Consider the following 22,737-nt stretch of genomic DNA (forward strand, 5'->3'; position numbering starts at 1 on the left):
AGATGATTTGGTTAACGATATTCCTCATGACTGCGATTGTTTTCTTTAGTCGGTATCTGTTTCTTGAACCTGCAATCCCGCTTCGACTCAATCAAACCGCAAGGCGCCTATTGCGCTATTCAAGCCCAGCGGTGCTGACTGCGATTTGGGGGCCAATTGTATTTGCTCCTGAACAAACATTTTGGCCAAGCCTTGAAAACCCTTACTTGATAGGCGCGGTGGTGACTGGCTTGCTGATTTGGAAAACAGGCAATGTGTTACTTACGATTGGCGTCAGTATGGGGGTGTTTTTGTTTTATAACCTTGTCGCGGTTGATTACCTTTTCTCGTGAGCTTCAACTTCAACTTTATGTTTCTCCCATAATTTAAGGGCCGTATAAATATGATTACTTGTTATGTTCGATATGTGATTGATCCTAAAAAGGTAAATGAGTTCGAGACATACGCAAAAATGTGGATTCCTCTGGTCGCTAAATTCGGGGGCCAACACAATGGTTATTTCTTACCGTCGGAAGGGGCGAACAATATTGCCTTGGCGCTGTTTACCTTTGAAAGTTTGGTTGCCTATGAAGAATATCGGATTAAATCGCTGAGCGATGCTGAGTGTATTAAAGCGTTTGAATTTGCGGACGAAGTTGATTGTATCGTGAGTTATGAACGAAGCTTTTTTAGACCTGTTTTAGAGTGATAGACCTTGCAACGTATAGCGTGGTGGCATCTAATGTACTGATTCACTGTTTGTGTGTTTAGGTTTTGGTAAGGAGTTAGTTTGGCTAAGAAATATTATGTGGTTTGGAAAGGTCGCACACCGGGTATTTTTACTACTTGGAACGAGTGTAAATCGCAAGTCGATGGCTTCGCTGGTGCGAGATATAAATCGTTTCCAACATTAGGCGAGGCTGAGTCTGCTTTCGGTGGTAAAACGTCGTCTGTGTCAGGCTCTACAGCGACAAAGCCAAGCTCTGCGGGGAAGGCGACGAAAGCAAAGGTTCCGCCTCTTTCAGAGCAGCAAATCACTGATATGCCTTTTGATATCAAGATCTTTACTGATGGTGCTTGTGAGCCAAACCCTGGTGAAGCGGGGACGGGTTTAGCGGTCTATCAAAACAACCAATTAACCGAATTATGGTATGGCTTGTATCAACCTGTTGGTACCAATAATACCGCTGAGTTACATGGCCTTAAACAGGCGTTTTTGCTTGCGAAAGATAAGTTAAACGCAGGCCTCTCTGTGGCGATTTATTGTGACTCGAAATACTCGATAGACTGCATTACTAAGTGGGCAACAGGTTGGGAGAAAAAGGGCTGGACCAAGTCGGGAGGCGAGATCAAAAACCTCGATATTATTAAGCCTGCGTATGCTCTCTACCAAGAGCTTGCTTCAAAAATCACCATCTACCATGTGAACGGACACGTTGGGATTGAAGGCAACGAATTGGCCGATAGAATGTCTATTGTGGCGATTTCATCGAAAGAGCAACAACTCGCTCAATATCGTGACATCGAAGATATTGAGTCTATTTTGGCATTGCGAGCTGGCTAGCTAGGCTTCTTAATGAAAAGCTAATGAAAGTCACTGAAAGCATAAGTCGCCATCATTGGGCAGTGCTAAGTTGAGCGTTACATTTCAAATTGATGTAGCGCTCTTTTGATCTTGTGGTGCTCAGTTTTCTTATGGTGCTTTGTTCTTGTGATGCTTAGCTGCCTGAGTTAATCCTTATTGAGCTGGGTTCTCTATCCAGCGAGATAATTGCTGAGCTTGTTTTATCGAATTAAAACTGTCTTTCACTCTCTGACGTGCCTCCAATCCCATTGACGCTTTATCATTACTGCTCAACTGCGCAAAACGCTCAATCGCTTCTCTTAATTCCTCAACGTTCTTTTCGCTAACCACAAAACCTGTTTCAGGTGAGACGATCTCTTTGCATCCCATGATGTTGGTTGTGATGACAGGCGTACCAACGGCCATCGCTTCTTTTAAAACCAGTGGCCCGGTATCCACACATCCTGTTTCGGAAAAGCAGAAGGGCGCGATTAGGCTCTCATAGTTCGACAGTTTCTCTTTCACCCATTCGTGAGATTTGGCACCAAGAAAGGTCACGTTTCGAGTGAGCCCTTGCTCTTTGACCTGCAATTTTAATTGTTGCTCTAAATCGCCAGTACCGATGATATCGAGATGAATGTCGAGAGGTTCGGCAATCGGCGCTAGTGCATCAATAAGATGGTGGATGCCTTTCTGCTCCACTAATCGGCCAAGAAAAACAAAGCGAAGTTGCTTGGTTTCGGTTTTTGGGTTGAGTTGGAATTGTTTGGTATTAACTCCGCAGTGCAGGAGCTTAATGTTTCCTTTCGCCATGGTGTTGAAGTCAGCTAGCATGTCTTTACATACTGCAACCACAAAATCACTCGATGAAATCTTGTGTTCAATATCATAAGCAAACTCGTAAACATCATGGCCGTGAGCAACGAACGAACAGGTAATATTCAGCAGTTTTGCCGCGACGATGGCGTGAGCTGCAGTGTGCTGACAGAAATGTGCATGAACGTGTTCGACGTCGTTTTCCGCGAGTTGCAGCGCTAATTTAAAGCCATAAGCGAACAGTGACTTCTTGGGCATGCTGGTTTGCTTAGAAATAAATGAGACAGCCTTGATTAACCCTATCCAATTAATGTGGGTGACTTTACTCATCCGAACATCTTTACCTATCTCGACAATGTCGTAGTCGAACTGTTTTTCGCTGTTTTCAATTTTGAACGTCATTACACAAACATCGTGCCCACAGGCTTTCACAGAGTCGACTTCTGTTTGAATGAAGGTCTCACTGAGTACAGGGTAGGTTGGCGCCACAAATGCTACTTTCTTCATTCTTTGCTCCTCAAATCCATCTGATTAAAGCTATCAAGCCAAGGTAATAACCAATAAAGCAAGATACGAACCAAGATCAAATCGTAGCTTTGGCGGGCATTTCAATGGTTTCCTGAAGGTTACCCACCCAGAAGTAGTCCGTTTTCTCAAATTGAAAATCAAATTGAGGTTGTAGGTTTTTTGACCGGTTGTGTTTTGTCGTCATTTTGGGAATGGGTACGTAGGGGACTGATCTAGAAGTGATTTTATCGCAAGGTGCTCTCGGCATAGAACATGCAACGATAGCCATATAACGTATAAATCTGAGGGCGTCATTATGGCTAAAGTAAGCGTTATCATTCCTACTTACAATTGTCTGGATTACCTGCCTAAGGCAATTGGTAGCGTGCTTAAGCAGACTCATCAAGACATAGAATTAATCATTATCGATGATAATAGTAATGATGGTACGTCGACTTACCTGGCGTCAATCCATGATGATCGTATCGTCAAGTTATCAACCTTGGGTGTCGGGGCTCCTCAAGCAAGAAACCTTGGTATCGAAAAGGCGACGGGTGAATTTATTGCGTTTTTAGATGCTGACGACTTTTGGTTTCCCGAAAAAGTCGAACGCCAGTTTGAATTTCATCAACGATATCCTGATCTTGCGATGAGTTTTACCAATTACGAGCACCTTACGGAAGACTACCAAGTGATAGTCGATTGCTTTAGTTATTGGTCGCAGTTTCAAGATCAAGACGAGTTGTTCATCAATATCGAGAACCCGCTAGAGTTCATTATTGAAAACAATGTGATTGGGACATCGACGGTCATGGTGAGAGCGGATGTGTTTTCTCAAACAGGCAGTTTCAATGCTGATATTAAGTATGGGGAAGATTGGGAGCTGTGGCTTCGAATGAGTGAAAACCATCAGATTGGTGCGTTGAACTCCGTGCAGGTTGGTTACTTGATGAGAGCGAGTTCCGTTACCCAAACTGAAAATCTTAAATTGAGAAATTTGCAGTCGATAGAGACCATTCTTCAACATTACCAAGATGATAGTCAACGATGGAATCTACCCTCTTCAAGTTTCAAAATAGCAAAGGCGAGAATACTGGAAGGCTACGCTGACTATTATCGAGGCTTACAAATAAACCGACTGGCCATCTCATACAGTATTCGTTCGTTGGTTTTGGCTCCGCAAAAACGAACGTTCCGACATCTACTTGGGGACTTTAAGAGTTTCCTAATGCCTGCATTGTAAGGAATAGGTGCCTGCTATGGGGTCACTAAAACAGTCCGCATATTACGCCATTGGCATTGTGATGATGAAAGGGATATCACTCGTGATGGTCCCCTATATCACCCATAAGATGACGTTGGTTGAATACGGTTCTTTAGAAGCCATTGTCTTGTTGGCTGATATCGGGACGATCCTATTTAGCTTTGGGATTGTTGAGGCTATGTATCGATATGTTGGCGTCGCTGAGGGGGAAGAAAAGAGGAAATTGGTTTCTAACTGTTTCACATTGAGTGTCTTAGTGTGTGTGTTAGGGGGGAGCTTAATTGCACTTAGCATGCCGCTACTGTTATTGATGCTGCCCGTCGAGTTCCAACCCTATCAAATCCTACTTCTGTTGATACCGACCATGCTCGATGGTGCGATTTCTATCCCATTAACACTGATGCGAATGAATGCGATGGCAAAACGTTTTTGCATGCTCAATGTCTTGAAGGCGAGTGTGCAAGCTGCAATGACGTTTGTGCTGCTTGAAGCGGGTTATGGCATCGATGGTGTACTAATATCTTCCGCTGTTTCGAGTGTGCTGCTGATGCTGTGTTTACTGCGTTATCAATGGCAGGAGATGGGCTCAATTGGCAGCCTCAAGTACTCCGCTAAGATCCTAAAATTTGGATTGCCCACGTTAGTCGGTGGTGCTTCGATTTACATGATTACAGGGCTAGACCGTTGGGTGATGGCGAGTTTCGTCGGCGTTGAAGAGCTTGCGATTTATGCGGTCAGCGGTAAGTTTGCGTTGATTCTAGGCTTACTGTTGCAGCCTTATGCACTTTGGTGGTTTCCGAACCGAGTAGCTATGCTTCAGCAGCTTGGCGGTAGTAAAATTTGTGCAGATAGAGCCTTAGTCGGCGTTAACCTTGCCATCGTGTTAGGGATCCTGATGATTCTAACCGTTCCTGGTTTCATCTCATTAATTTTGCCTAGCAGCTATCACTATGCTGGTACTCTCGTCGTGGCCTTGCTTGTGATTGGTGTTATCAAAAGCGCAGGCGATTACCTCAATTTAGGCTGCTTTAGTGGCGATTCAAGTCAATCACAAATGTGGATTCAAGGTGGCTGTGCGATCTTGGCTGCGATTGGCTACTTTGTTGTGGCACCGATTTATGGAGTGTGGGGTGTGGTGGTGGTGCTTTGTGGTACTTATATCGTGAGGCTGTCACTGCTCTATATCGTGAGCCAAAAGATGGAATATTTACCTTATGATCACCGTAAATGGATAGTCGCGGTGAGTATCGGTCTATTTGCGATTGTCAGTGATAGGGTTCTTGGTTGGGTGCTGGTTGATGTGCATGATTTTGTTTTAGGCAGTTTTGTGGCGATAGTGACGTTAGTTGCCTTCATTCGATACTCTATTATCCCTGTACCACAGCCGCTACTCGATAAGTTTATGTTAGGTAAGCATTCGCATGTGAGTTGAATTCATGTCACCCCAAGTACAGCGGGTAATCGGCACTTAGCTACATAATTATCTTCAACAATAAAACACTGTTCATAACGACTCGAATTAGATAGTATTTATAAATTCAGTGAATGCTAACCATGGAAAGATTTATGAATAAGTGGATGCTGCTCTTGTCTCTGTTTTCAGCTGCCTCATACAGCGCCTCTGATTTTTCAAGTAAGGGTATTACTGCTCCCGACTTCAATTCACAGGATTTCAAGCCGCCAGAAGTTTCTCAACAGGAACAACACAACATCGTTTGTGAAAGCGTAGTCTGCAATTCAACATCTGTACGTCAGCCCGTTCCTGTTGTTGGTGAAGTGCCCGATAGAGAGCTTAACCAAACCATAGAGACTCTTGCGAGTGCCATTTATATAGTGGGTGAAATGGGGATTGCAGAAAACTTAGCGACACCAGAGTACGAGAAATTTTTTGAGAATTAGTTGAAAGGATACGACAGTAGGATTGGTACTGGTTTTAATAGCTGCTATAAAAGGTCATATCTCATTTAATGATACGATAACCTTGGCATATTGAGACTAGGAAATACCAATGGAAATATGGAAGTTGCTACTGTTTATACCGGCTTGCTTTGCGCTCAACATGACACCGGGCCCAAACAATTTGTTATCAATGAACAACGCCCGTTGTTACGGATTTCAGGCCGCCTTTGTCGCTGGCTTAGGAAGAATCCTCGCTTTTTCTGGCATGATTGCTTTGGCTGCATCCGGTTTAGCTGTTGTGCTTTATACCTCTGAAACTCTGTTTTTCCTTATCAAGCTATTTGGCGCGATGTATCTGTTGTGGATCGCGTTCAATCTTTGGCGCTCACAAGCCAGTCCGGTCGCGGATATTGAACGAAATAAGAACTGGTTTGGTCTTGTTAAACAAGAGTTCGCACTGGCTGCTGGCAACCCCAAAGCGATACTTATCTTCACTGCATTCCTACCTCAATTTGTCGATGTTTCAGCGAACGTAAATACTCAATTCTTTGTTTTAGGCAGCACGTTCCTTGTATTAGAAATGCTCGCGATTTCCATCTATGCAGCCTTTGGTTTATATCTACGAAATTGGTTTTCAAAACCTCAAATGGCCAAGCGTTTCAACAAAGCGTGCTCGGTTTTTCTTGCTCTATCCGGTGCTAATCTGTTGGTGAGTCGACAGTAGTTCTCATTTTGCTTGTCTAGTTTATCGTTAATCTTTTAAGGTCTGTCTATGAATATTGTCTGTGCGGAAAAACAGGAACTGGCTGATATCTACCAGCTTGAACATGCTTTATTTGGCGATCACGCCTATCCGTTGTTTTTCTTTCGTCAGGCATTTGATTGCTGGGGGAAGGGCTTGCTGGTGGCGAAACAAGATTCGCAGGTTGCGGGCTATATATTAATGACACCAACCGACAAACAACAAGAGTATTGGGTTTTGTCACTGGCTGTTGATACTGCTTACCGAGGTATGGGGATTGGCCGTTCATTGATGCAACTGGCGATAGAAACCTTGCCACAAGGTTCCAAGCTTTTACTTACCGTTGATCCAAGTAACAGTTCGGCTTGTGAGCTGTATTTGTCGATGGGTTTTGTGACCATCAAAGAAGAGAGTAATTATTTCGGAGACGATGAGCCTCGTCTGGTCATGCAGCTCATCATCTAGTTCCCGCTTCATGTATCCGTTTAGATATAGGCATCGCATGCTTAAGTTAGCATCACGATACCGTGCATCAATACCACGCTAGAGGTGAGCCGAGTTCTCATATCCAAGTAGCCATCTGGGCCTTGGCTCTGGTTCTCTTCTCTCATTGACCTTTCAGCTCGCCAAACCGCAATGTAGCCAATGATGAGAATTAGGGTAGTGAGAAACTCTTTTTGCTCTCCAAGCAACACTGCCAACCATGCGATTAACACAACCATGTTGCTTAGAATCAGCGCTTTGTTGCTTGATTGGCTTTCGAAATTTTCGATGCCATTTCCCCATAAGATGCCCGACAAAAAGCTCAAGATGACCACGCTGTAAGTGATGAAGAGTGTTTCCCCGCTCAAGCTTAAAAGTTGGCTGTCGGTGAGCGAAAGGAGGAGACCGAATAAAAACGGAATTAACCCCATATAACCAAGTTTGGCCATGGTGTTACGTGTTTGAGTTGTCCCCATGTAATCTGACTTCATAACTGCTGCTCGATAGCGGTTTTAAGGATAGTACTGGTTGGCGATGTAGAACTCGGGAAGGTTGCGACCACTTTACCTTCTTTGCTGATCAAGAACTTATAGAAATTCCATTTAGGCGTTACGCCCGCTTGTTGTTGGATTTCGGCAAAGACTGGGTTTGCTTCTGGCCCAGAGATTGATGCACGCGCCATCATCGGAAAGGTGACGCCATAATCTAAGTAGCAGATTTTAGCGGATTGCTCCTCGCTGCCTCTGTCTTGGCGAAAATCATTACTTGGGAAACCAACAACCGTGAAGCCTTGGTCTTTATAGGTTTGATGGAGCTGCTCTAGTTGTTCGAACTGAGGAGTGAAACCACATTGGCTTGCCGTATTCACGATCAATAAAGCCTTACCTTGAAACTCTTCACACAGTTCAATCTCTTCGTTTGAATTTAACAGCCTTTGTTTTCCGTTGAGTATCTCTGGGCAGCTAGCTGAAAAAGCGAATGAACTCGTGAGGCTCGCGATTAGGGCGGTGGAGCGCAGCAGTGAATGTTCCATAGGTGTGACTCATTTTAGTTGGCGTAATGGTTATTACTCTTGAGCACGTTGAAATGATCACTTTGTGTCTTATTTACTGTCTCTTTCATTAGCGTTTTAACTATCGTTTTTAATTGTGCTTTTACTCTCTGGCATAAGGTATGGAGCGACCAAACGACTTATATTCACTTTCGCACCAAGGCGAGCCGCTAACAGATACATGCCACCAATTTTTCGGTGCAGGAACAGCGCATCGGCTGGTGGTGTGTGCCAATACTCTTGTTCCATGCTCAATATGGTGCCTGCTTCACGAAGCCTTTGTGCCAAACCACTGGCTCTGAAGTCGTAGTCTTCGTCAACCAACATCGGCTCACATGCCATCTTTACGAGGTTTAAAATAGCTTGACGTTGATCGGGAAGAATCGTCTCGCTGAAGAATCCAATTTGCTCTAACGCTTGGTTGAGCCCTTGCTCATTGTTATTAATCACTGACGAAAAGGCTAAGCGATAACCTTCGCTGAAGCGGTCACTGTATTCACGTGTTGCTCCGAAATCTAACAAGCCAATTTGTCGGGTGTTTTCAACGTAAAGGTAGTTGGCGAAATTGGGATCGGTTTGCACCATCTTAAAGTCGAACAACTCTCTGAATAGAAGCTCAAGCAAGCTGTGCATCACAAAGTCACGGGTGTCTTGGTCGTAACTTTCTATCTGTTCTATAGAGACGCCTTCGATGAAGTCCATGGCGAGCACGGATTCTGAAGAGACTTGCGGATGAATCTTAGGTACGACGAAGTGAGAGTGCTCTTTTAATGCATTGTGATAACGAGTTGCATAGCCAGCCTCTCGAGCGTAGTCCGCTTCATCATGGAGCTGTTTTTTTGCCTCTTCTAACAAGCCTTTGTAGTCGACCGACTTTGGTATCAAGCCAACAATGTTGAGCAGTGTGCCGACGTTGTCCACATCACTGTCGATGCTTTTTCGAATGCCTGGGTATTGGACTTTGACGGCGAGTTTGTCCCCGGCATCGCTATAGGCTTGGTGAACTTGTCCGATAGAGGCACTGGCAATCGGTTTAAAGTTGAAGGAAAGGAATTCGGTTTTCCACTGGTGCCCAAGCGAGCTCTCTAAGACTTGATTGAGCTGCTTTGTTGGCAGTGGGTCAGCGTCGGAGCGCAGGCGAGAAAGAATGTCGGCTAATTCTGGCTCTAGAACATCGCCCGCATCCATTGATAGCATCTGCCCCAGCTTCATCGCAGCGCCACGTAGGTGCGCCAGTTGATCGGTCAGGCGAGCAATGTTCTGTGGCGTTAACAGTAAGTCTTTTGCTTTGGGTCTGTTGCCTTGTGCAAGCTGCTTGGTGCCTTCCGTTAGCACGTTGCCCGCGACCCTTGTCGCCAATGAGGCAAACTTACTGAATCTAGAAATTCGATGTGTGGGAAGGTTTCTCTCTTTTGCCGACATAAAGGTTCTCTCTGAGAATCAAGGTTGATACCAATCGTAGTAAATAACTGTTCACCCTAGCTTTTTTCCTGCGCTATTTTTGATCACTTACTTACTGTGATTGGTATGACTACAAAGTTCTGCCAATCATTACACAACCGAATGTTTTGTTGTGGTAACTTGTCTCGCGAAACAGTAAACAGAATTAAAAGGACAAAGCATGAGATTTATTTGGTTGAAAGTGGCCGTTACGGTATTGGTATTCGCAGCTCTGTTTGGCATCGTTTACTACAAAGTCGCCAGCGGCATGTCTTAACTCAATCCTATTTAATGCAGCTGTTTCCGTTGCAGCGTGATTTTCCAGTTAGCCAGAAAGAGACTTTATATCTGTTCTTGGCAAATCGTAAATAACACCAATCTGCGATTGGCTTAAATATCGCCCAACGCAATGGAGCATATAGCCAACCTTTTCCTACTAAGCGCCACGCTTGGTAGGTCACGTCTAAACCTAACAGCACTTTGCCGTTCTCATCCAGTGCATGCAAAATGGTGTTGGCTGCGTCCGCATCAATCTGAGGGTAGTCTGAAAAGGATTCGCTGTAGATGTCAATGGTTTGAATCTTATTCTCGATATCATGCTTGGCAAGTGCCGCCATCTCTTTTGCGCACAATGGACAAGTCCCATCATAAAATATCGTCAGTTGTGTCATTGTTTATTCGCCTGTGACTTAGCTAGAAGAACCTTCAGTTGCCCGTTAAGTCGGCACCCTTCAATTCAATCGCTTGTTATTCGATAATCTTAAAATGGCTACGCTATTGTACCTTTTAAAGATCACTCTTCTCGAATCAAAGTTCTAAAGATGTCTGACTTAGACACTTTGTTCACCCTTTCAAGTCCTTGATTATTTGGTCAAATCTCTGGTTTATGGACAAATGATAACAAAACGTCCAAGAAAGGTGTGCCTTCAATATATAAACATCAACCAAATCAATTAGTTGAAGTTGGCTTGGAATATGCTCTATCGAACCTACGAATTGCTAAAGGATTTTCTCCAGTTTGGGCATGGAAGAAAACCTTAAAAGCATAAGTATGAACAAATGGAGAGAGAACATGAAGGTTATAAATTATTTACTTAGTGTGCTTCTGTTGTTTAGTAGTCCTCAGTTGGCGTGGGCTACTGTTGATGTGATGGAACTCGATGGTAACGCGACCAGTGATAATAGTGGTATTGATTGGGACGATGTAAATGACCCCAACAGCATTGTTGGGATTGCAGAATTTTTCGAAAAAGACCGTAATGGTATCGACCAAATCTTTTGGAAAGGTGGATCAAAAGATGATTCCGACATTACAGATTGGGCATTCCGTACGGCGTCACCACAACCAAAAGATGACTTTACTAATGCGTATGCCACAGCTTTTGAAAGCGAAGGTGACTTGCTGATTTACTTTGGTGCCGACCGATATGCGAACAATGGTGATATGTACATTGGTTTTTGGTTCTTGCAAGATCAAGTAGGATTACCGGCAGGAGCGACAAAAGGTGATTTCGTTGGCGAGCACGTTAATGGAGACATATTGGTCTTGATTTCTTTTCCGCAAGCCAGTGGTGGTAAACCTTATATTGAAGTGCTGCAATGGGATTTGAATAATGGTGATGTGACTGACAACATGACCAGACTGTTCCAGACGGCTGGAGACCCTAAATCGAATGATTTCGTTGGTGCAAGATGTGGCAGTGGTGCTGTCGGTGTCGAGAAGATATGTGCGATTTCAAATGATGATTCTATCGGGGCAATTGCTCTACCCAATGTACAAGGTTGGGATTATCTAGCTAAAACGGGTGAAACTACGTCTATTCCGACGGAGAGCTTTGTTGAAGGACGCCTGAACTTATCTGCACTATTGAATGATGAGTTTGGTATTGAGGATATCCCTTGTTTTAGTAGCTTCTTAGTGGAGTCTCGAGCTTCCCGTTCGATTGATGCGTCTTTGGCTGACTTCGTTGTCGGTTCATTTAGTTTATGTAGTATCAGCATAGCGGCGACTTGTAACACAACCAGTTTTACGGTCGATGGCATGTTTAACATCGATTACACCGTGACGGTCACCAACACCGGTCCTGGTTCGTTAGGCACCAATGGTGATTACCAAGTGGCCTTTTTATCTGATTCACCAATCTTAGGTGCGCTTCCTGTCGTGGGTAACGGTGATGAAGTGTGGAGTGTCGGTGAGTCATTCTCATTCATGGGTAATTACTTGTCTGTAAATAATGGTGCCGTTGGTGTGATCGATGGTTCAGTAGATCTTGATGGGCTTATCGTGAATGCTCAAGCTCCTGTGGCTTACAATTGTCCGCCAATCGACTTGAGTCCAATGGTTGAGATTTCTAAGGTATGTAATAGCTTCTTAGAGGTTGATAGTGGACAAGTTGTGCTTAAGAAAACCTATGATGTTGAAATATGTAATACCGGTGATATCCCATTGGCTATTGAATCGCTGGTGGATTCTAAGGATGACTCTTTGAGCCGTTCTGACTTACCTACCGAAGTCGTCAACAGCAGTTATTACCTCGACTTCGCTTTACCTTGTGATGATCTTGAGGATGTGACCACATGTGGTGCTGGTAATATATGTAGTGTATTAAGTGCCGACCCTGGGCTGTTTGCTTGTAAAACGGGTGAAGGAGAGTGGATACCGAACTTTGGTGATGCGATTGGTCAAGTGTGTACACAAGTAAGCAAAACTTATGCGCCAAATGTGTTACCAACTGGAGTAGACGGAATGCTATCTAATCAAGTAACAGCAACGTTTGACTCGCTGTTCTTGCAAGAAGCATTTATGGAAACATCGAACATTGCAACCTGTGATGTTTGTCCATTTACTGTTCCTGAGCCATAAGTACTTTCATTAACTGAGTACAACTAAACTCTAAAGCAGCCTAGTTCGTTAGGCTGCTTTTTTTAGTTAGGTAATTAATTAACTAGGCGACTTAAATTACTATCTGATGTTTTTTGATCAGCTTGTACAAGGTTGTCCGAGAAATAGACAACGCTTTAGCAGATTGGGAAATATTGTAGTGGTGTTGCTGAATCACTCGACGGACATTTTTTGAAGAAAGTCGAGTGTCACTCTCAGTGGCGAGCGATGCACCTTTCAATTGAATCCCCATATGATGAGTAGAAAGGGCGCTTGAGTTAGAAAGAACAATCGCCCTTTTTATGCAGTTGAATAATTCCCTGACATTGCCCGGCCAATGGTACTGTTTCATTTGCTCAAGGGTGTCACTAGGCAGTTTGATTTTGGATGCGTAATTGTGTTTTAGTTCAAATCGAATCAAATCTTCAATGTCTTCCTTGTGATCATTGAGTGGCACTAGATCCAATGGAAGTACATTGATCCGATGAAAGAGATCCTTTCGAAATTTACCCGCCGCGACGGCTTGTTCGATATTGACGTTGGTGGCGAAAATTACACGGCAATCTACAGTTAGTTGGTTGTTACTGCCTAATCGCTCTATCAAGTTATTTTCTAGAAAGTGGAGCAGGTAAGTTTGCAGCGACAGCTCAAGATCGCCGATCTCATCGAGAAATAGTGTGCCACCATTCGCTCTTTCTACATGTCCGACGTAGCGCTTGTTTGCTCCCGTGAACGAGCCCTTTTCAAAGCCAAACAACTCGGAGTGAACCAGTGACTGTGGTATTGCGCCACAATTTACAGCGATAAACGGTTTCTGACAGCGGGCTGAGGCCTCATGTATTAAACGTGCACAGAGGCTTTTTCCTGTACCTGTTTCCCCTTGAATCAGTACTGGGAAATCGTTGTTAGCGATCTTAGTTATTTTCTTTTTAAGTTGTTGGATGGTGCTGGATTTCCCCACCAATTGATATTCATGGCATGAAGCAGGCTTAGGTTTGTTCTGTTTGGTGTCTACCATGCCATACGCATGCCCTAAATTTCGACAAAGCCACTCTGTATCAATTGGTAGGTGGTAATAATCCCAATAGGTTTGCTTAATGAGCGATAAGTTTCGGCTTGGTGGTTGTTTGAAGATAGCGATTGCTTTTAAACTTGGAAAGCGTGCCTTCAACGTTGATATTTGCTCACATTGCTTATCGACCGAGGATGATGTTAGACAAGAAACCACAATTGGTGCGCAGCAGTGGCTGTGGGAATTGAGCAAGTGAATGGCTTGTTCGGTCGTTTCTGCAATTTGAGCTTCCCAGTTATGGAGGCGCAATTCATCTACCCACTGATTATGGTGCAGGCATGTGGTGTTACATAGCAGAATCACAGAACGAGTTTTAGGCTCAGGTGATACTCTTTTTGATGGCATTGTGCTCACTCTTCATGTTTCGACTCCATGATGAAACCTACAGTAAGCCCCCTAAATATCCCATAAGCTTAGGAGCAAAACTCAATTAATTCGAGTACACAAATCTGATGGCGTTTGGCTGACAAGTGTCATTATCTAAAGCGGGAAAGCTAATCTGGTGCTTTACTTATTGATATTTATGCTTATTAATAAAGGTATTCACGAATATCGTGTTTTTACTGTTTTGTTTATTGATGATGACACAGTAAACTCCGCGCTAATCACTAACGATAAAGAGCTGATATTGATGATAATTAACGTAGCAAAAAAGTTCATTTTGGCAGCTTCTGCGCTGGTGCTAGGCGGTTGTGTTAGCTATAGCGTTACTGAACAAGAAATGACGAACTACCTGCAAGATTCGGTGATGTTAGAGCAAGAAGTCGGTGTGCAAAACGTTATGTATGCACAAGTCGCGGTTGATGACTTAGCGGTACAAATTGGCCGAGCTGATGCCGAGCGCGTGTCTGTTCTGGCGAATACTAATGCACAAGTTCAGGTGTTTAATGTGCCGAACATGAGGTTGGGTCTTGATATCGAGTTCAGTGCGATTCCTGAATATGACAAAGAGAGTGGCGAGATTTATTTGAAATCACTGCGTTTAGAGCGCTTTGAAGAAAAAGACAAACAACTTTCTCCTGAGATCGCCAAACTACTTAAGCCTGCCGTTTCTATGATTGGTTTTGCCTTATCTCAGTCGCCAGTTTACAAACTCGACAGCAATAAGGTTCAAGAGTCATTGATTAAGTCTTCGGAACCTAATCTTGTGATTAAAGACAACAAGCTGGTCATCGAGTTATTCGATTAACCTTTCACGTTTAGCTTAGACTAAGATTTAAAACACAATGGCTGCCAGTTTGGTGGCCATTTTTGTTTGTGTTGAACAGTCAATGCTTCTGTTTTTTGGCTGTATATTAAGCTTGTTTTCTCAGGCCCATTTATTGAATTCGCTGCGTATCTCATCTTTACTTTACTCTTGTGAGCAAGTCATCGCTTCAGTCATCAAATCATAAGAAAGAAAAGGTGAACGAACTATGAAGAATCCAGTGATAGCGGATAACAAACCCGTTAAGGTCGAGCTAACCGAAGGGGAGGAGTATTACTTCTGTACCTGTGGGAAATCGAAAAACCAACCGTTTTGTGACGGTTCCCATGCCGGTTCGGGGTTCAAACCGAAAAGCTTTGTTGCCGAAGAGAGCGGAGATGCCTACCTGTGTCGCTGTAAGTATTCTAGCAACCTTCCTTTTTGTGATGGTGCCCATAAACAGTTTACGGCTGAGCAAGTGGGTCAAGAAGGCCCTGATGTGCATATCCAAGCGGCAACGCCCGATCTCTCACCTGCACCTTCTGCAACTAAAGAAGAGCCCACGGTTGAGTTCATTCATCAATTGGCACGAGATGGCTTATCCAAAGTAGGTCACCATGGGCCAATGACCTCAATGGGCGTCCCAAGATATCTATTACCTCACTGGGATGATATTCAAGTGATGGTCGCGCAAATGGCCACCAAGCCTTTGCTAGAAAATGTGCCAGTTGGTACTGAACTGATTATTGGTCCCAAAGCGAAGAAGCCGCTTAAATTGGACATCTCTTTGTTTGTGTCTGATATGAGTTTTGGCTCGCTATCTGAAGAAGCAAAAGTCTCCTTAGCGAAAGGTGCTGAACTTGCAGGAACAGGCATCTGCTCTGGAGAAGGCGGTATGCTACCCGAAGAGCAAGCGGCGAACTCTCGCTACTTTTATGAGTTAGCCAGTGCTCAGTTTGGTTACGATGAAGCTAAGCTCAAAAACGTTCAAGCCTTCCACTTTAAAGGCGGGCAGGGGGCGAAAACCGGAACGGGCGGGCACTTACCGGGCGCGAAGAACATAGGTAAGATTGCAGAAGTACGTGGCATTGAAGCGGGTACGGCAGCGATTTCTCCGCCCACCTTTGTTGACCTTAAAACAGTCGAGGATTTCAAAAAGTTCGCTGACCGAGTTAGAGAGGTGACAGGCGGTATCCCAATAGGCTTTAAGCTAAGTGCTAACCATATCGAGGAAGACATTCAGTTCTCATTAGATGCCAGTGCCGATTACATCATCTTGGATGGGCGTGGCGGCGGTACAGGGGCGGCGCCAGAAATGTTCCGAGACCATATCAGTGTGCCAACTATTCCAGCGCTTGCTCGTGCCAGAGCCTATCTAGACAAGCAAGGTGTCAGTGACAGAGTCACATTGATCATCACGGGCGGTTTGCGCGTACCGATGGACTTTGTGAAAGCAATGGCGCTTGGGGCTGATGGTGTCGCCATCTCGAACAGTGCCATGCAGTCGATAGGTTGTGTAGCGGCGAGAATGTGTAACACCAATAATTGCCCAGCGGGTATTGCGACTCAAAAAGCCGATTTACGCCAGCGTTTAAATGTGGAGAAGGCATCGAATCAGCTTAAAAACTTCTTCGAGGCGTCGACAGAATTAATGCAAGTGATGGCGAGAGCGTGTGGGCATGATCACTTGAATCAATTTAACCCTCACGATTTAGCAACATGGAATCGCGAAATGGCAGAGCTATCGGGAGTTGCCTATTCTGGTGTCAGTCCACTAAACCAACTTAAGTAAACAGCACTTCGATAAGGCACACCTACTGCTCTTTTGGGTGTGCTTATTTCCTCAACCCCAAAGTTGCCCTTTTGTAATGCATTGCTTTATAAGCGTTTTTAAAATATTTCCTATTTTTTAAAAATATCGCTTTACCTCAAGTTAACTTGAGGTTTTATTATCATTCCCAATCTAAATACACAGACAATCGCCTCTGAAACCATGAATGTGGAAAGGTGATACAAATGAATTAGGAACCAACAATGAAAGTATTAGCGATTGGCGCGACTAACAGTACAACATCAATTAACCAACAACTTGCAGCTTACACAGCAGGTTTAGTCGAAGGCGCGCAAGTCGAGGTGCTCGACCTCAATGATTTCGAGATGCCAATTTACAGTGAAGACAGAGAAAAAGAGTCCGGCGTTCATCAACATGCGCAGCGCTTTTTTAGCAAGATTGGTGAAGCTGATGCTGTGGTCATCTCTTTTGCTGAATACAACGGTTCATACACCGCAGCCTTTAAGAATGTGTTTGATTGGACATCACGCATCGACATGAAAGTTTATCAAGGCAAACCTGTTGTTATGCTCTCCACATCACCAGGCCCTGGTGGTGCAAGTTCTGTGTTGTCGTCAGCGGTAAATTCTGCACCTTACTTTGATGCTGATGTGAAAGGCTCTATGTCGGTGCCAAGCTTCTACGATAACTTCGATATGGAAGCGGGAGAGATGACTAACGTAGAGATGATCGATAACCTTAAGATGATAATGAAAAAGATCTAGGTGCATATTGGTCATAAGACTCAAACCCCCTTCCTTGATGGCTGTTTTTGCGTTTTAAGCCCTGCTGTTGTTATATGAAAACTCAAAGCTAACTCAAGAACCTCAACTTAAACTTAAGATTAACTTTAGCTATACTGCTCTGTGGACTTGAATAGCTAAATAACATGAACAGGGAAAGTGATAGAGCATGAAAAACATCGTGTATTTAACGATTGGTCAACTCTCGGAGCGCAGTGGTGTTGCTCCTTCTGCACTGCGTTTCTATGAGACTAAAGGGTTAATTGCCTCTATTCGAACGAATGGAAACCAACGCCGTTATCAGTCAGCGATGTTGCGTCGAATTGCTCTTATTCAAGTTGCGCAGTCGATAGGCTTTACTCTTGAAGAGATCACGGAAGAGTTATCGACGCTGCCGATGAACCACACAGCAACCAAGCGAGATTGGGAGCGAGTAGCGAAGAAGTGGCAAGGGCAACTCGATAGCAAGATGGCACAAATACGTTCGCTACAAGAGAATCTAACAGGTTGTATTGGCTGTGGTTGTTTGAGTATGCAAAAGTGCCATTTATTAAACCCAGAAGATATTCTTCATGACCAAGGGCAGGGTGCTCAGCGTATTGTTGATTAGCCTCCATTTCGTCTGAACATCGAACTCAATTCTATATGTGTTATCACTTGATAGAGCAGTGGTGGCAGGGGTAGGGGTATCTCGTCTAGACAAAGCGGAATTAAGGGTCTAGTTTAGGTGGTTCTTTCAATAAAAGAAGAGGTTAGTTATGTTCAGCCATGTTTTTCTCGGTACCGAAGATATTGAACGCGCGAAGTGTTTTTATGACCCCATCATGAAAGTACTTGGTTATAACGAAGGCTCAGTTGATCCCAAAGGGCGCTGTGTTTACGTTAGCCAAACGGGCGTGTTGGGCTTAACGAAGCCGATTGATGGCCTGCCTGCAACGCACGGCAACGGCATGACGGTGGGTTTTCTGGCGTCTTCTCCTGAAGTTGTAGATGAGTGGCATCGGGTTGGCGTCGAAAATGGCGGTACCAGTATTGAAAACGGCCCCGGAGCGAGAGGTTCTGACGAGCGTCGCTTGTACATGGCTTATTTGCGAGATCCTGATGGAAACAAGATCTGTGCAACTCACTTTATGCCATAGTTTACCTTATGTCATCGTTCATTTTATGCCACAGTGGCGTATACTTAGATCATGTTGATGGTTCGGAGTTGGCGAAGTCGCGGCTCTGAACTTGTTAGCTTTCTGAATACTCAAAATTTTGCAAAGGTTCAGCTAAATGACATCGAACGAACTGTTTTATGAAAGCTTTGAGCGCTGCCGGATCGACCAAGAATTTCTCGAAACGTTTTTGGCGGATTTTTGCGAGCATAATCCAAGGTTTTCAGAGCGTTTCGAAAAGATAGGGTTAGAGCAACAAACCAAGATGCTTAAAGCCTCGATCATTCTTATCTACAACTCTGCTGGTCTGCCGAGCGTGCGTAACTCAGTAAAGAAATTGGGTAAAAGGCATAAAGACTTAGGGCTGGATATTTCCGAAACTGAGCTCAACGAGTGGTTCAATTCGTTACTCAATACGGTTAAAAAATACGACCCTCACTATGATGAAAGCGTCGAACAAGCTTGGACAGAAACTCTCGAAGCAGGCTTAACTATCATGAAGAAAGAGTGTGTTGTGCCAGGTTCTGTGAATCAATAGTTAAGTCACCAGCAGCTTTTCTTGAAAGGTAGATTTCGTTTGAGAGGTAAGTCATGAATCAGGCTTACCTCAATTCTCAATTTTTTGACTCATCATTAAAAATGAGCAGCCCAACCAATCAGGAATCCTTGCGATGCGGTATCGTATTCAAAGGTTCCTTTGTTTTCGTAATCAACCCAGGTCGATTTATAGGCAATATTTAAGTCAGACCAACTGTTTATCTGGTATCGTACGCCAGTTAATAGGGAAGAGGTAAAGTCGGTGTCGCTACCAAGCCCTGCATCCATGGTTGCGTGAAACTTCCAATCCTTATTGATCTGCGTAATCCATCTCACACCTACTTGGTAGTCAACCCATTCTTCATCAAGTGATCGGTCGACACTTAACCTACCACCTGAACCGTAAAGCTTGGTATCAATGTCGTTATCCCACCAACGAAGCCCAAACAGATAATCAATCGTGCCAAAATCGTATTGGTAGCGCTTAAAACCCTTCACATCTAAAACACCTTGTCGGATATCAAGGTTACCTCTTAATAACTCTGCGTTGGATCCTAATACCGAGTTTGTTTTTCCGCTTAGTTTCATGAAGCTGTAGTCAATGTAATAGCCCCATTGATTGTCATAGACACCCTCTAAACGCACCATTACGGTCATATCAAGATGATCCATGATGAATGAAGGATCAACATCAACATCTGCTGACAAATTACCAATGGTGCTATCTCCACGAATATTGAGTGCGAGCGCGTAGATTTCGAAGCTATGTTGCCACTTTTTTGTATCCATCGGTGTACTTGCTTCTTGCGCATTTACAGTTGAACTAACAGCCAGTGCTGATGCGATTAGATAGCGCCATTTAGTCATATTGATATCCTTATCCTCAATGTGAAATCGCACTGTTATGAATGTATGTTTTGACCATTCATTTACCATATATGCAACTTGTATATCGCTGATTGTAGACTATGTTTTTTGAAAAGAGCTAAGTTAAGAGAGTTAGGGGATGAAGCCACAGAGTATTTTCTTGTTCGTCGCGGTTTTAGGTTTAACACCGATTGCACTGTCTTATGGTTATGCACCAGTTGTCTCTCTTGATTACCTTTTTGGGATCGACGCGAGCCCCATCAATGTGACTCATATCTTTCGTGCAGTGATGGGGCTTTATTTGGCTCTGGCGTTGTTTTGGGTGTTTGGCGCACTGTTCAAAAAGTATCGACTGCCAGCGCTCTATAGTTTGGTGGTTTTCATGTTGGGTTTAGCTGCCGGACGAGTCATCAGTTTGGTGGTGGATGGCATGCCGCATTGGCTACTTTTTGTCTATCTGATCTTGGAACTGGGCTTTGGCTTAGTCGGTTTAAAAATGATTCATAACGAGCAATCTGAAACAGCATAAGGACATTCTATGAAAAGGATTTTCCATCTTCTTATTCTGAGTGTGTTGAGTAGCTTTTCGCTATCAGCATGGTCAGCTCAAGAGCAGCCAAATATCTTTGTTATCTTCACTGATGATGTGGGGATCTCAAACCTAAGTGCCTATCACAACGGCGTGATGAGCAGTGAAACACCGAATATCGACAGCATTGCCGAGAAGGGCATGTTACTCACCGATTACTACGCTCAACCATCGTGTACCGCGGGTCGTTCTGCCTTCTTAACTGGGCAACTACCAGTGAGAACGGGCATGCACTCTGTTGGATTGCCGGGTGGGCCTGTGGGTTTGAGTGCGGATACCCCAACGCTTCCAGAAATGCTCAAGAGCATGGGCTATGTGACGGGGCAGTTTGGTAAAAACCATTTAGGCGACCGAGATGAATTCCTTCCGACAATGCACGGTTTTGATGAGTATTGGGGCTGGTTGTATCACTTGAATGCGATGGAATACACCGAAGACCCTGATTGGCCAAAAGACGGTTCGTTAGACGCATTTGCACCTCGTAACGTGATCTATTCAAGAGCGGATGGTAAGGGCGGACAAACCATCGAGGATGATGGCGCGCTGTCGATTGAGCGCATGCGCACACTGGATGACGAAGTCAATAAACACGCGATCAACTTCATCGAAAGGGCGGTTGAAGCGGATAAACCGTTCTTCACTTGGTACTGTCCATCACGTGGTCACGTTTGGACGCACCTTTCTGAAGAATATGAGGCCATGCTTGGCCAGAACGGGTGGGGACTGCAAGAAGTGGTCATGAAAGATCTCGATGATCACGTTGGTGAGATGCTTGCCAAAATGGAAGAGCTCGGCATTGCAGATAACACCATCATCATTTTCACGGCCGATAATGGCCCAGAAATCATGACATGGCCAGATGGCGGTATGACACCATTCCATGGCGAAAAAGGCACAACATGGGAAGGTGGTGTTCGTGCTCCTGCATTGGTGAGTTGGCCGGGAAAAATCCCAGCTGGCAGTGTCGGTAATGGCATCTTTGATGGTATGGATTGGTTGCCAACATTGATTGCAGCGGCGGGTGGTCCAACAGACCTGAAAGAGAAAATGCTGAAAGGTCACGATGGCTTTAAAGCGCATCTCGATGGTTACAACCAAGTCGATATGTTGACGGAAAAAGGCGAGTCGAACCGTAAAGAGATTTACTATTACGAGCGAGATAAGCTACAAGCCGTTCGAGTAGGAGATTGGAAGGCACACTTCGTGGTTCAGAATCACGGTTGGAGTGGCCCGAAAGAAGAACTTAACGCACCACTATTGTTCAACCTGCGTCGTGATCCTTACGAGCGAGCAGCTGAAGAGTCTGGAATGTACTTGAAATGGATGGGACAGAAAATGTGGGCATTTGGCCCTGCTCAAGCCGCTATTCAGCAACACTTAGCAACCTTCGAAGAGTGGCCGCCAGTCACACCAGAATCTCCGGCTGAGAAAACCGGTGGTGTGGGGAATTAACGTATGCTCATTTCCTAGAACCTAAATAAACAAAGCCCAGCCCCTAAGTTTTAGAAATCTAGGGAGCTGGGCTTTTGTTTTGCTGAAAGAACAGGGCAGTCAGGAGAAGTGAACTAGTCCTCAAGAGGAAGCTGATAGCTGTTTTTTAGTTCTTTCACTGAGATGTTGGATTGAATCGCACTCACGCCTTTTACTCGTCTTATTGAGCTAATACGCTCAAAGTACTCTTCCAAATCTTTTGCTAACACTTGCACCATGTAGTCGGCACCGCCTGCAATGCAATGACACATAGGAATCCAATCGGTAACTGCAACAAACTCTTCGAACGGCTCTGTGTTTTCAACCTCGTGGTTGCCGAGCGTGACTAAGGTAAAACCTGCCACATGAAAGCCTAATTTCTTTCGGTTGAGTTTGGCGGCGTAACCGTCGATATAGCCTGTCTCTTCCATACGTTTCCAACGGCGCCAACATGGGGTTTCGCTGAGGTTAACCTTTTCAGCGAGCTTACTGTTGCTCATGCGACCGTCTTGTTGGATATGTCCTAAGATGGCGATATCTGTGTCATCTAACACTTCTTTGGTGGATTCTTTCTGTTTCATGATAATCTTAGAAAAATCTTGCTCAAATTTGCATTAATATTAGCCTATATAGCAATTTAATTCCTAGTCGAATCTGTA

At 44.3% G+C, this 22,737-nt stretch carries 25 protein-coding genes; 17 read left to right on the forward strand and 8 right to left on the reverse strand.

What is annotated here, in order from left to right:
- Positions 1-2 precede the first annotated feature (2 nt).
- The 3 genes from CWO27_RS06600 to CWO27_RS06610 all read left to right on the forward strand — a co-directional run bounded on the left by CWO27_RS06600 (position 3) and on the right by CWO27_RS06610 (position 1,543).
- The gene (locus CWO27_RS06600) at positions 3-332 is read left to right on the forward strand and encodes an AzlD domain-containing protein (RefSeq protein WP_048658203.1); all 330 of its coding nucleotides are present in this window, start codon (positions 3-5) and stop codon (positions 330-332) included.
- A gap of 50 nt (positions 333-382) precedes the next feature.
- Positions 383-688, forward strand: coding sequence for an NIPSNAP family protein (locus tag CWO27_RS06605; RefSeq protein ID WP_048658204.1), 306 nt, complete (start codon positions 383-385; stop codon positions 686-688).
- Between the two features lie 81 nt (positions 689-769).
- Positions 770-1,543, forward strand: coding sequence for a ribonuclease H1 domain-containing protein (locus CWO27_RS06610; protein ID WP_048658205.1), 774 nt, complete (start codon positions 770-772; stop codon positions 1,541-1,543).
- 174 nt (positions 1,544-1,717) lie between these two features.
- Here CWO27_RS06610 and CWO27_RS06615 read toward each other — a convergent pair whose 3' ends face one another.
- A complete protein-coding gene (locus CWO27_RS06615) occupies positions 1,718-2,866 on the reverse strand; it encodes a glycosyltransferase family 4 protein (protein ID WP_048658206.1) in 1,149 nt (382 codons plus the stop codon).
- A 316-nt stretch (positions 2,867-3,182) separates the two neighbouring features.
- Between CWO27_RS06615 and CWO27_RS06620 the strand changes: the two genes are divergently transcribed.
- The 5 genes from CWO27_RS06620 to CWO27_RS06640 all read left to right on the forward strand — a co-directional run bounded on the left by CWO27_RS06620 (position 3,183) and on the right by CWO27_RS06640 (position 7,236).
- Entirely contained in the window at positions 3,183-4,109 is a 927-nt protein-coding gene (locus CWO27_RS06620) for a glycosyltransferase family 2 protein (protein ID WP_107898722.1), read from the forward strand.
- A gap of 16 nt (positions 4,110-4,125) precedes the next feature.
- Positions 4,126-5,562 carry a lipopolysaccharide biosynthesis protein gene (locus CWO27_RS06625; RefSeq protein ID WP_102530472.1) on the forward strand — a complete coding sequence of 479 codons (1,437 nt, stop codon included), beginning with the start codon at positions 4,126-4,128 and terminating at the stop codon, positions 5,560-5,562.
- A gap of 113 nt (positions 5,563-5,675) precedes the next feature.
- Positions 5,676-6,029 (forward strand): hypothetical protein, encoded by a 354-nt coding sequence (locus CWO27_RS06630; RefSeq protein ID WP_102478645.1) that lies wholly within the window; start codon positions 5,676-5,678, stop codon positions 6,027-6,029.
- A 109-nt stretch (positions 6,030-6,138) separates the two neighbouring features.
- A complete protein-coding gene (locus tag CWO27_RS06635; RefSeq protein WP_017089636.1) occupies positions 6,139-6,753 on the forward strand; it encodes a LysE family translocator in 615 nt (204 codons plus the stop codon).
- Positions 6,754-6,801: 48 nt separating this feature from the next.
- Positions 6,802-7,236, forward strand: coding sequence for a GNAT family N-acetyltransferase (locus CWO27_RS06640; RefSeq protein WP_055320100.1), 435 nt, complete (start codon positions 6,802-6,804; stop codon positions 7,234-7,236).
- A 41-nt stretch (positions 7,237-7,277) separates the two neighbouring features.
- Here CWO27_RS06640 and CWO27_RS06645 read toward each other — a convergent pair whose 3' ends face one another.
- The 4 genes from CWO27_RS06645 to CWO27_RS06660 form a co-directional block, all read right to left on the reverse strand.
- Positions 7,278-7,745, reverse strand: coding sequence for a DUF3429 domain-containing protein (locus CWO27_RS06645; protein WP_107898723.1), 468 nt, complete (start codon positions 7,743-7,745; stop codon positions 7,278-7,280).
- Positions 7,742-8,287 carry a glutathione peroxidase gene (locus CWO27_RS06650; RefSeq protein WP_048669003.1) on the reverse strand — a complete coding sequence of 182 codons (546 nt, stop codon included), beginning with the start codon at positions 8,285-8,287 and terminating at the stop codon, positions 7,742-7,744. The genes CWO27_RS06645 and CWO27_RS06650 overlap by 4 nt, the downstream gene beginning before the upstream one ends.
- A gap of 96 nt (positions 8,288-8,383) precedes the next feature.
- The gene (locus CWO27_RS06655; protein ID WP_055320103.1) at positions 8,384-9,727 is read right to left on the reverse strand and encodes an ABC1 kinase family protein; all 1,344 of its coding nucleotides are present in this window, start codon (positions 9,725-9,727) and stop codon (positions 8,384-8,386) included.
- 302 nt (positions 9,728-10,029) lie between these two features.
- A complete protein-coding gene (locus CWO27_RS06660) occupies positions 10,030-10,416 on the reverse strand; it encodes a thiol-disulfide oxidoreductase DCC family protein (RefSeq protein WP_102432873.1) in 387 nt (128 codons plus the stop codon).
- A gap of 401 nt (positions 10,417-10,817) precedes the next feature.
- Between CWO27_RS06660 and CWO27_RS06665 the strand changes: the two genes are divergently transcribed.
- Positions 10,818-12,608 carry a hypothetical protein gene (locus CWO27_RS06665; protein WP_107898724.1) on the forward strand — a complete coding sequence of 597 codons (1,791 nt, stop codon included), beginning with the start codon at positions 10,818-10,820 and terminating at the stop codon, positions 12,606-12,608.
- A 91-nt stretch (positions 12,609-12,699) separates the two neighbouring features.
- On the opposite strand, the gene CWO27_RS06670 is transcribed toward CWO27_RS06665, so the two are convergent.
- Positions 12,700-14,043 carry a sigma-54 interaction domain-containing protein gene (locus CWO27_RS06670; RefSeq protein WP_107898725.1) on the reverse strand — a complete coding sequence of 448 codons (1,344 nt, stop codon included), beginning with the start codon at positions 14,041-14,043 and terminating at the stop codon, positions 12,700-12,702.
- Positions 14,044-14,329: 286 nt separating this feature from the next.
- Between CWO27_RS06670 and CWO27_RS06675 the strand changes: the two genes are divergently transcribed.
- The 6 genes from CWO27_RS06675 to CWO27_RS06700 all read left to right on the forward strand — a co-directional run bounded on the left by CWO27_RS06675 (position 14,330) and on the right by CWO27_RS06700 (position 19,153).
- Positions 14,330-14,887 (forward strand): DUF1439 domain-containing protein, encoded by a 558-nt coding sequence (locus CWO27_RS06675; protein WP_107898802.1) that lies wholly within the window; start codon positions 14,330-14,332, stop codon positions 14,885-14,887.
- 226 nt (positions 14,888-15,113) lie between these two features.
- Complete coding sequence (locus CWO27_RS06680; RefSeq protein ID WP_107898726.1) at positions 15,114-16,676, forward strand: glutamate synthase-related protein; 1,563 nt, start codon at positions 15,114-15,116, stop codon at positions 16,674-16,676.
- Positions 16,677-16,918: 242 nt separating this feature from the next.
- On the forward strand, positions 16,919-17,440 hold the full coding sequence (locus CWO27_RS06685; protein ID WP_055320105.1) for an NADPH-dependent FMN reductase: 522 nt from the start codon (positions 16,919-16,921) through the stop codon (positions 17,438-17,440).
- A 187-nt stretch (positions 17,441-17,627) separates the two neighbouring features.
- Positions 17,628-18,068 (forward strand): redox-sensitive transcriptional activator SoxR, encoded by a 441-nt coding sequence (gene soxR, locus CWO27_RS06690; RefSeq protein ID WP_055320106.1) that lies wholly within the window; start codon positions 17,628-17,630, stop codon positions 18,066-18,068.
- A 148-nt stretch (positions 18,069-18,216) separates the two neighbouring features.
- Positions 18,217-18,597 carry a VOC family protein gene (locus CWO27_RS06695; protein WP_102432870.1) on the forward strand — a complete coding sequence of 127 codons (381 nt, stop codon included), beginning with the start codon at positions 18,217-18,219 and terminating at the stop codon, positions 18,595-18,597.
- Positions 18,598-18,733: 136 nt separating this feature from the next.
- Positions 18,734-19,153, forward strand: a complete 420-nt coding sequence (locus CWO27_RS06700; protein ID WP_048658228.1) for a globin — start codon at positions 18,734-18,736, stop codon at positions 19,151-19,153.
- Between the two features lie 95 nt (positions 19,154-19,248).
- Here CWO27_RS06700 and CWO27_RS06705 read toward each other — a convergent pair whose 3' ends face one another.
- Positions 19,249-20,019 carry a DUF481 domain-containing protein gene (locus CWO27_RS06705; RefSeq protein WP_102432869.1) on the reverse strand — a complete coding sequence of 257 codons (771 nt, stop codon included), beginning with the start codon at positions 20,017-20,019 and terminating at the stop codon, positions 19,249-19,251.
- Positions 20,020-20,158: 139 nt separating this feature from the next.
- Here CWO27_RS06705 and CWO27_RS06710 point away from each other — a divergent pair, with 139 nt between their 5' ends.
- Positions 20,159-20,548, forward strand: a complete 390-nt coding sequence (locus tag CWO27_RS06710) for a DUF4345 domain-containing protein (protein ID WP_102432868.1) — start codon at positions 20,159-20,161, stop codon at positions 20,546-20,548.
- Between the two features lie 9 nt (positions 20,549-20,557).
- Positions 20,558-22,060, forward strand: a complete 1,503-nt coding sequence (locus CWO27_RS06715; RefSeq protein WP_107898727.1) for an arylsulfatase — start codon at positions 20,558-20,560, stop codon at positions 22,058-22,060.
- 113 nt (positions 22,061-22,173) lie between these two features.
- Here CWO27_RS06715 and CWO27_RS06720 read toward each other — a convergent pair whose 3' ends face one another.
- On the reverse strand, positions 22,174-22,659 hold the full coding sequence (locus tag CWO27_RS06720) for an Lrp/AsnC family transcriptional regulator (RefSeq protein ID WP_019825927.1): 486 nt from the start codon (positions 22,657-22,659) through the stop codon (positions 22,174-22,176).
- Between the last annotated feature and the right edge of the window lie 78 nt (positions 22,660-22,737).

This window comes from Vibrio sp. 10N.286.51.C3, assembly GCF_003050065.1.
Classification (GTDB): Bacteria; Pseudomonadota; Gammaproteobacteria; order Enterobacterales; family Vibrionaceae; genus Vibrio; species Vibrio crassostreae.